Source organism: Bacillota bacterium, from assembly GCA_040754675.1.
GTDB lineage: Bacteria > Bacillota > Limnochordia > Limnochordales > Geochordaceae > Geochorda.
Genome location: JBFMCJ010000157.1, coordinates 1 through 8,335, shown reverse-complemented (window position 1 = coordinate 8,335; position 8,335 = coordinate 1). Strand labels below are relative to the sequence as shown.

At 68.5% G+C, this 8,335-nt stretch carries 12 protein-coding genes; 7 read left to right on the top strand and 5 right to left on the bottom strand.

The features are described 5' to 3' along the window. Positions 1 to 128 precede the first annotated feature (128 nt). Positions 129 to 1,382, bottom strand: a complete 1,254-nt coding sequence (locus AB1609_10555; GenBank protein MEW6046908.1) for a 5-formyltetrahydrofolate cyclo-ligase — start codon at positions 1,380 to 1,382, stop codon at positions 129 to 131. Positions 1,383 to 1,567: 185 nt separating this feature from the next. Here AB1609_10555 and AB1609_10550 point away from each other — a divergent pair, with 185 nt between their 5' ends. The 7 genes from AB1609_10550 to AB1609_10520 all read left to right on the top strand — a co-directional run bounded on the left by AB1609_10550 (position 1,568) and on the right by AB1609_10520 (position 6,508). Further along, the gene (locus AB1609_10550) at positions 1,568 to 1,918 is read left to right on the top strand and encodes a VOC family protein (protein ID MEW6046907.1); all 351 of its coding nucleotides are present in this window, start codon (positions 1,568 to 1,570) and stop codon (positions 1,916 to 1,918) included. Positions 1,919 to 2,057: 139 nt separating this feature from the next. Beyond that, positions 2,058 to 3,098 (top strand): FtsH protease activity modulator HflK, encoded by a 1,041-nt coding sequence (gene hflK / locus AB1609_10545; protein MEW6046906.1) that lies wholly within the window; start codon positions 2,058 to 2,060, stop codon positions 3,096 to 3,098. Continuing rightward, positions 3,095 to 3,964 carry a protease modulator HflC gene (gene hflC / locus AB1609_10540; protein MEW6046905.1) on the top strand — a complete coding sequence of 290 codons (870 nt, stop codon included), beginning with the start codon at positions 3,095 to 3,097 and terminating at the stop codon, positions 3,962 to 3,964. The genes hflK and hflC overlap by 4 nt, the downstream gene beginning before the upstream one ends. Before the next feature lie 408 nt (positions 3,965 to 4,372). Further along, a complete protein-coding gene (locus tag AB1609_10535; GenBank protein MEW6046904.1) occupies positions 4,373 to 4,564 on the top strand; it encodes a hypothetical protein in 192 nt (63 codons plus the stop codon). 15 nt (positions 4,565 to 4,579) lie between these two features. Further along, positions 4,580 to 4,894: a hypothetical protein gene (locus tag AB1609_10530; protein MEW6046903.1), complete on the top strand. Its 315-nt coding sequence runs from the start codon at positions 4,580 to 4,582 to the stop codon at positions 4,892 to 4,894. A gap of 250 nt (positions 4,895 to 5,144) precedes the next feature. Beyond that, positions 5,145 to 5,696, top strand: a complete 552-nt coding sequence (locus tag AB1609_10525) for a short-chain dehydrogenase (protein ID MEW6046902.1) — start codon at positions 5,145 to 5,147, stop codon at positions 5,694 to 5,696. A 320-nt stretch (positions 5,697 to 6,016) separates the two neighbouring features. Beyond that, a complete protein-coding gene (locus AB1609_10520) occupies positions 6,017 to 6,508 on the top strand; it encodes a DinB family protein (protein ID MEW6046901.1) in 492 nt (163 codons plus the stop codon). Here the strand turns inward: AB1609_10520 and AB1609_10515 are convergent. The 4 genes from AB1609_10515 to AB1609_10500 form a co-directional block, all read right to left on the bottom strand. Continuing rightward, complete coding sequence (locus AB1609_10515) at positions 6,465 to 6,863, bottom strand: hypothetical protein (protein MEW6046900.1); 399 nt, start codon at positions 6,861 to 6,863, stop codon at positions 6,465 to 6,467. The genes AB1609_10520 and AB1609_10515 overlap by 44 nt on opposite strands. Before the next feature lie 135 nt (positions 6,864 to 6,998). Next, positions 6,999 to 7,427, bottom strand: coding sequence for a HEPN domain-containing protein (locus AB1609_10510; protein MEW6046899.1), 429 nt, complete (start codon positions 7,425 to 7,427; stop codon positions 6,999 to 7,001). Further along, positions 7,424 to 7,768, bottom strand: coding sequence for a nucleotidyltransferase domain-containing protein (locus AB1609_10505; GenBank protein MEW6046898.1), 345 nt, complete (start codon positions 7,766 to 7,768; stop codon positions 7,424 to 7,426). The genes AB1609_10510 and AB1609_10505 overlap by 4 nt, the downstream gene beginning before the upstream one ends. A 235-nt stretch (positions 7,769 to 8,003) precedes the next feature. Continuing rightward, the coding region (locus AB1609_10500; GenBank protein MEW6046897.1) for a type III pantothenate kinase at positions 8,004 to 8,335 on the bottom strand (332 nt) is incomplete at its 5' end.

Below are 8,335 nucleotides of genomic sequence, written 5' to 3'. Positions count from 1 at the left end.
GGAAGTCTGCTGCCAAGGAGCCTGCCACCCTGTGCGGGGGGCCCACCACGACAGGTATCTGGCTTACGCCGGTACCGGGAGGGGCGCATCCTCGGCCCGTTCGAGCATCGCAGGGGCGAGCTGCTCCGTCACTGGCCCGCAGCGGGACGGGCGAAAGCAATAGCGCGCAGCGTTCGGAACTGGTCGAGCCTCACGCTGTAGGGCACGGTGCTGCGGCTTGAGGGATTGGCGGCGGCGAACTCCAGCACGCCCGGCACGGTCTGCCTCTCCTGCAGCCCCCACTGCACGGCGGCGCCGCGGCCCAGGCCCGCATACGCCCGGTACACGTTGAGCCCCAGCAGGGCCACCACCCGGGGACGAAAGCGCGCGGCCTTCTCTCTCAGCGTTGCGCCTCCGGCCACAAGCTCCTCCCAGGAGAGGTCGGTCTCGCCCCGGGAGGCCCGGCTCACCACGTTGGTGATGCCGATGCCGTGGCGCAAAAGCTCCCTTTCCCGGTCGGGTGAGAGCCGCTCGGGCGTGAAGCCCGCCTCATGCAGCAACCTCCAGAAGTGGTTGGCGGGGCCTGCGAAGTGATGGCCCCGGGCGGCGCTCCACCGCCCCGGGTTGAGGCCGACGAAGAGGACAGCCAGCCCGGATCCGATGACGTCCGCCACTGTGAGGGCCTCCCACCGGACTCTGCGAAGCTCCTGGAGGACCGGCATGGCGCGGAGGTCCTCCTCGGTGAGGCGGCCCCAGTCGATGCCGGCCGGCTTGGGGTAGGGGGTGTGGGTCTCGATGGCCTCATCCGGGGTCACGACAAAGTCAACGGACAGGTCGTGGGGTTCCGCGGGAAGTTCATCGACGATTTGGACCGGGTGCACGGTGGTGGCGACGGGAATCTCCCCGTGGCCCAGTTCCCGGAGAATGGCGTACTCCAGATCGCTGTAGCCCTCGCCCTTGCCGGAGCGGGCACCCCGGCGGGTGACGGCCACCGACCCGGCCACCACCAGGTCGAGCCCCTCGAAGCCGCTGCCGGCAGCGCCGAGCCGTACCTCGACGCCGTAGCGCCGGCAATACTGGATGGTGACGGCCTTGCGGATTTCGTCAGGCGGCACGTCCTCGGGCCGCAGCCGGACGAAGGCACCGCGCAGCCGCGGCGAAGGGATGTACAGCACCTTCCCGTCGCGCAGCGCCATGGCGCGCACGGGCAGCTGGGGGGCGTCGGGGTTCACCTTCACCGCCCGGGCCCGCTGGTAGACGGGAAGAGCCCTCAGCCGCTCGGCCGCCGCTTCAGCGCCCCGGAAGTTGGGGATGCGGCCGTCGATGGGGAAGGGGAACCGGGCAGCGCCGGCCTCCTTCAGGCGCTCGTAGGCGATCTTGCGGACCTCATCCTTCGAAATCACGCCGATGCCTCCCCGGCGGGGTCAAGGGTCGCGAGTATCCGCACAGAGTATGACATAGGGCTCATTTTGACGGTCGTCGGATCGGGGCCGACGGCAGGAAGGTAGGTTAGCGAGGCCGGGCGCTCCGCAGGAAACGGACGCCGGATACCGAACCCTGTTGCCACCATCGAAAGGGGGCAATCCCCATGCGCCGGCTCCATGCCTTCCTGTTCGTGACGGACATGCGGCGGTCGCTCGATTTCTACCAAACCGTCCTTCGGGCCGAGCCCGCATACCAGTCGGACCACTGGAGCGAGTTCCGGGTCGGTGACGCACGCCTCGGCCTGCACCGGTGGGGTGGCGCTTCGGCGCCGCCTTCCACGGGGATCAAGCTGTTCTTTGAGGTCGACGACCTCGACGTAGAAAAGCGCCGTCTCGAACAGGCAGGCATACGCATCCGGGGGGATATCCAGGAGCTGCCCGGCGTGGGCCGCGACCTGGACTTCGAGGATCCGGACGGTCACGTCCTTCAGCTGTGGCAACCGGCGGGCCGCTGACTGCGAACACCTCCCCTGCGAGGCGGCTGCTGGCGGCGTCCGGCTGGAAGATTTTCCTGCCGGCGCCCAGAGGCTCCGGCGCTTTTCAGGGGGAACCAACGGACCGGACCCTCGACGAAAGCGCGAGAGGAGGAGCGAGGTGCTGGCATTTGGGGGAGACTACGAACCCGCACCCCGGCCGCCGATCGACTGGCAGCAGCAGCTTCGCCGTTGGACGTCGGGGAGAAGGCTCACGCCGCTTCTTATCGTCGCGGCCGCGATCTGGCTTGCGTCGGGCATCTACGTCGTTGGCCCGGGTGAGGTGGGGGTCGTGTTGCGGTTCGGACGGGAGGTGGGGCAGACCGAGCCGGGCCTGCACTACCGCCTGCCATGGCCCATCCAGACCCATTTCGTTGTCGACGTGCGGTCGGTTCGGAGCGCCGAGATTGGCTACCGGTCCGCGCCCGGCGTGCCGGCCGTTGGGGCCGGCCGCGTGCAGCGGGTTCCGGCGGAGGCGCTGATGCTGACGGGCGACGAGAACATCGTCGAGGTCCAGCTGTTCGTCCAGTACGTGGTGCAGGACCCGTCCCAGTTTCTCTTCCGGGCGAGGGACCCCGAAGGGACGTTGCGCGCCGCCGCCGAGGTCGCGCTGCGCGGCGTGGTGGGCCGCAACACCATCGACTACACCATGACCGAGGGTCGGGTGGACGTGCAGGACCAGGTGCGCGACTACCTGCAGGACCTGCTGGACGCCTACGAGACCGGGCTTCTCGCCACGGAAGTCCGGCTGCTTGCCGTCGACGCCCCCGACCAGGTGCGCCCGGCGTTTCACGACGTGGTGCGCGCCTGGGAAGACCGTGAGCGCCTGATCCAGGAGGCCGAGGGCTACCGCGAGGACGTGGTGCCACGGGCGCGCGGAGAGGCCCAGCAGATGATCCGGGAGGCCGAGGCGTACCGGCAGCAGCGCGTTTTGCGGGCGCAGGGGGACGCCGAGCGCTTCCTGGCACTGCTTTCCGAGTACCGAGCCGCTCCGGACGTGACCCGGGATCGGCTCTACCTGGAGACCGTGGAACGGGTTCTCCCGGGCACCCAGAAGTTCGTGCTGGATGCCCAGGGCTCGGGGGTGCTCCCGCTTCTGCCGCTGACGGGCTTGCAGGCTCTTGAGGGCGGATTGGGCGCCGAAGGGAGGGACGGCCGGTGAGGATCGCCGGTTACGCCGCCATCGCGCTGGCAGTCATCGCTGCGTTCGTGGTCGTGCAGGCGGCTTTCATCATCGATGAGCGCCAGCAGGCGGTCATCCTCCAGTTCGGCCAGCACGTACGCACCATTCAGGAGCCCGGCCTGCACCTCAAGCTCCCGTTCATTCAGAACGTGTTCTTCTTCGACCGCCGGATCCTGATGGCCGACGGCAGCGTGGATGAGTACCTGACGCTGGACAAGAAGCGGCTGCTGGTAGACCACATCTCCCGGTGGCGCATCGAGGATCCCCTGCTTTTCTACCAGACGGTCCGCACCGAAACGGGGGCGCTGGCTCGCCTGGAACAGATCATCGGCTCGAAGCTGCGCCAGGAGATCGCGCGGCACAACTTCATCGAGATCATCCGGGAACAACGGGAGACGATCATGGCCACCGTCACCGGCGAAGCCAAGCCGCTGGCCGAGCGCTTCGGGATCGCGCTGCTGGACGTCCGCGTCAAGCGCCTCGATCTTCCGACCGAGGTGCAGGACAGCGTTTTCGCCCGCATGGAAGCGGAGCGGCGCCGGATCGCCATGCGGTACCGGGCCGAGGGTGAGGAGAAGGCCCGCGAGGTCCGGGCGGAAGCGGACAAGGAGCGGGAGATCATCCTGGCCACCGCATACCGCGAGGCGCAGGGGCTGCGGGGCGAAGGGGACGCCAGATCAACGCGACTATACGCAGAGGCGTTCGGACAGGACCCCGACTTCTACGGCTTCCTGCGCAGGATGGAGGCCTACGAGAAGGTGCTCGAGAAGGGGACCACCCTGCTTCTCGACAGCCGATCCGAACTCTTCCGGTTTCTGACGGGGCCCGGATCCGGCGGCCGGTAGGTTTTGAGGCGCGCCGCCCGCCCGGCCGGGCAAGAGGCGGAAGTCTGCGCAAGCGGGAGCGGGATGCCGCTCCCGCCTTTTCGTTGCGGGCTCGGGGTGCGTACGAGGTTCGAGCTGATGTTCGGGCCGCTGCAGCCCCGGCCCAGCACCCGTGTAACACAGCGGCCTCGACGCCGCGATTCGTGTGCCGCCAGGCGATCGAACCCGGTGTTGGCCTGCGTCTCGACGACCACCCCGCCGGCGCCAGGTCGAACCTCATCGACGAGCGGGTGCTCCGGGACCCACGGCAGGGCGAGGTCCCGCCGAGGAAGCGGCGGGGATCGTCGACCGCCTGGCGGGCACTTTGCTACCATAGAGACGCTGCAGGGAGTCCACATCGTGGCTACCGGCGCGGGAGGGACGCACGCCGTGAGCGGGACGTTGTCTGAGGGCACGAAGGCCGCCCTTGTCTTTCGTGGCCGCTGGAGCCCGCTTCCGCCCGCCATCGTGTGGACGACATTCGGTGTCTTGGCCGTTATGGCGTTGGCAGTGGTCGCCGTCGTGCTACTCCGTGAACTTGGCTACCACGGGCTGGCTGGGCGCGTGAATCAGCTCCTGTAGCGGGCGCTGCCCCTGTTGCCGCTCATAATCTCGTTTGCCATTCACCCGTGGATCTTCGGAACGCGGGCGGTTGTCCTGACACCCGATCGCGTCATCGTGCGCCGCCAGTGGTCCACCACCGAGGTTCGCTATGAAGACGTCCGACGCATCCGGGTGAGCAAGAGCGGCGATGTGGAGTTGGTCTACGGCGCCCCGGTCGGCAAGCTGACCCCGCCGTTCGCCGTGGAGAAGCCGGCGGAGCTGCTGGAGGCCCTTCGGTCCCTGTGCCCGCAGGCATCCGTACGCTCAGAGCTAACCCCCGGGCCTCCGCTGAGACGGGGAGCCTCATGAGAGGCAGCCGCTCGCCGGTCGAAGCCGATACCAGGGAAACGCAGCGGGTGGCAGGGTCACCGCGTGCGGCGGCGCTCCGGGCCTTCCCCAGCCGCTGCTGGGCGGTTCGTTCGGGACTCAAGGGGCTGGTGCGCTGCCCGCGGGCCCGTCCCCCGATCTGGGGTGGGTTGCCGTCGGCAGACGCGTAACGGGCGCTTGAGCGGGAGGTAAGGGCGCCGTTGGAGGGACGGGTAACCGCCCGCATGCTCTGGTGGTGGGCGGCACCGGGATGCTCCGGGACGCTTCGCTGGGGCTGGCGGAGCGCGGCTACATCGTGTCGGTGGTAGCTCGACGGCAGACCCGGCTGGAGGCGCTCATGCGGGCTGCCGCCGGGCTGACGGGGTTCATACACCCCATCGCCCTGGACTACCGGGATACCGAGGCCCTGACGGCCTCGCTAACGGCCGCCCGGTCCCGGTTCGGCCCCATCGCGCTGGCGGTGGTCTGGATCCACGGGACCGCACCAGCAGCCCCCCTGGCGGTAGCACGCCTCGTGGGCAGCCCGGAACGCCCCGGGCGGTACTTCCATGTCCTCGGCAGCGCGTCCGCGGACCCCGCCCGGCCCAACCCCGAACGGGTGGCGTCCTTTGGGGCCCTGGACAACATCCAGTACCGGGAGGTCATCCTGGGCTTCGTGCTGGAGGGCCATGGATCGCGGTGGCTGACCGACGCGGAGATCAGCGCCGGCGTGATGGCGGCGTTGGACGCCGATCAGCCGCGCTACATCGTTGGCACCGTCCGGCCCTGGCACCTGCGGCCCTAACGCCGCATGGTGCCGAAGTACCGGTTGTGGGTCACATGCCGTCGAGTGATGCGCCAGACCCGTTCGATGGGGCTGGGCCAGCCACTGGCGATGCGCTTCGAAGCAGCCCTCGGGCCGAAACGCCCATGGTGAGCCGTTGGAAAGTTGACACACTGCTGTCAGGTTTGGTCCGGTATTCTACCCTTCGACGGGCAGCCGTTCCAAGCCGCACCAGGGCCGCGCCTACCACGCTCACGCCAGACGCTGACGCAACGGCGGCCGTCCCGGCAAAGTCTCCTTCGGGCCCTCAGCCCGGGGTACGGAGAGGAAGGATCAGCGGGATGCAGTCCTCACAGGAGATCGTGACGCTGCTCAAAGCACTGTGGGAGGAGGGCGGCCCCCATGCCCCCATCAGCAAGGCCTCCCAGAGCCTCAGCGCGGCGCAGGCGTTTTTCCGCCCGGCCCCCGAGCGCCACTCCATCTGGCAGAACGTGATGCACATGGCGTTCTGGCGGGAGCACCTGGTGTCGACGCTGAAGGGTGAGGCGAAGCAACTCACCGATGAGTTGCTGGAGCATGAGAACTGGCCACCACACCCCGACCCGGCCGACAGTGAGGCGTGGAACGCCGCCCGCAGCCGGCTCGAGGCCACCCAGCAAGCCCTCGTTCAGCTCGTTGCCTCGCTGGATGAGGCCCGGCTCCAGCAGCCACGCCGCCCGGGAGGTCGGACGAGCCTGGCATCCGAACTGGTCTCGTACGCGGTGCACGACGCCTACCACGTGGGCCAGATCATGCTCCTGCGGGCGCTCCAGGGGTTGGCGCCGCTCGACTGAGGGGGTTGGTCCGCTCTCCTGTCAAAGCGGAGGCCGTTGCGGTAGGCCCCAGCAGCGTGAACCGTCGGAACCGCCCGCAGCGGGGGCAGAAGTAGTCGGTACCCGGGGGCCGCTCCGGGTGTACGGCGTTTTCGATGGTCTCCTCGTGCCGGTGAAAGAGGGGGCACTCGGCTTCGAACGCGGCGCGCGCGGGCGGGACGTATTCGAACTTGAAGTAGCTGTACTCCCGTTCCTTCGCGTGGCGGCGCAGCCGCTCAGCGAGATCTGTGTCCGAGCGTCCGACGTAGCGCACCGGGCCGTCCGGCGCGCGGTGCAGCATGTACGCGCCGGGTGACCAGCGCCCCGGCGGCTGCACCCGGGTGCAGTGCGCCGGCGAACCACGGGCGACGTAGACTTATCAAGCACCACGGCGAGGCGCATAGCGGCAACGTCACGCACCCATGTCGGATACCGTACGGCGCTTTTCCCGCCAGGCTCCGGATCGATTCGTCTACCGTTCGCCTTCCGAGGGGCTCAGTCCTGCCAAGGCGCGGAACCGGCGAAGAAAGGCCTCGACCCTTTCTACGTAAGCCCCTACACGGGCGGGATCGAACTGAGCCAGAGGATCGTAGTCGCTCTGTTGCCGCTGATTGAACAAGTCGTCGTACAGACGCCCGTCCGACTCCGGTACCCGGCGCGTTCGGACAAAATCCCGGTGGAAGGCGGCTCGCACGGCAGTGTGCTTGCGGTACGACAGCCCCTGCTGAGCCAGGACAGCCGTCACGGCGTAAAACAAGGCGAAGTACAGCCGGTTCACCGCGAAGCTGAGTCGGCCGGCCTGATACTCGCTGCGGGCGGCGGCAAGGCTTTCTTCAGCCTTTTTCCACCAGTTGGTGACGATGAGAGCGCGGCCTCCTTGGCCCTCGAAGTCCTCGGTCACAGGCGGACACCGTCCCGTTCGACCTCGTCGTGCAGCGGCAGCAGAGAGTGAGGGCCCGAAAGCCAGGACCTGCGTTCCACGACCACGGCACTGAGGAGGGTGCCGTGCTTTTGGTTCAGTTCGAAAAGCGTATCCGAGATGGCGGTGCGAAGCGCATGTGTCGGGGGGTCCTGCGTCAGGATCAGGAGGTCGATATCGGAATCCTCCCTGGCCGTCCCGCGCGCCACCGACCCGAACAGAATCACATCCTCCACCATAAAGCGCTGCTTGAGCAGGACGGCGGCCTCGGCAAGCGCGGCCCTCTGGGCCTGGGTAAGTTTAAGGTCGCCTATGCGGCGCACCGGCGATCACCCTTTTGCGCGGCTTTCGTGTACCGAGTATCTGTTCCCCTCCGACCATCGTGTTCGTCCGCGACCGGCCACGAGAGCCTCCTCTCGGCCCCTCGGGCCGGCGAGGCCAGTATAGCATGGCACGGCGGCTCTGCATCGCGCCGTTCCACTCCTGCCCCCGGGCTCCGCGGCGGGTTGGCGAGGGCGCGCAGCAACGCCTTTAGGGTGCGCCTGCCGCCCGGCCGCGTCACGCCTGCCGCGGCCCCGGCTCGCTTGCCTGGTTGCGGCGGTAGATGATCTCAAGGCCCCGAAGGCTCAGAAACGGGTCGACCCGCTCGATGGTCTCGCTCTCCGCCGCCACCAGTTCCGCGTACTCGCCCGTCGCCACCACCTTGGTGGGGGTACCCAGTTCCCGCTGGATGCGCCGCACCAGCCCGTCGGCCTGCCCGGCGAAGCCGTAGAGGATGCCCGACTGCATGGACTGGACGGTGTTGCGGCCGATGACCCGCGGCGGCCGAACCACCTCCACCCGAGGCAACCGGGAGGCGCGTTCAAACAGCGCTTCGGTGGCGATGCTCA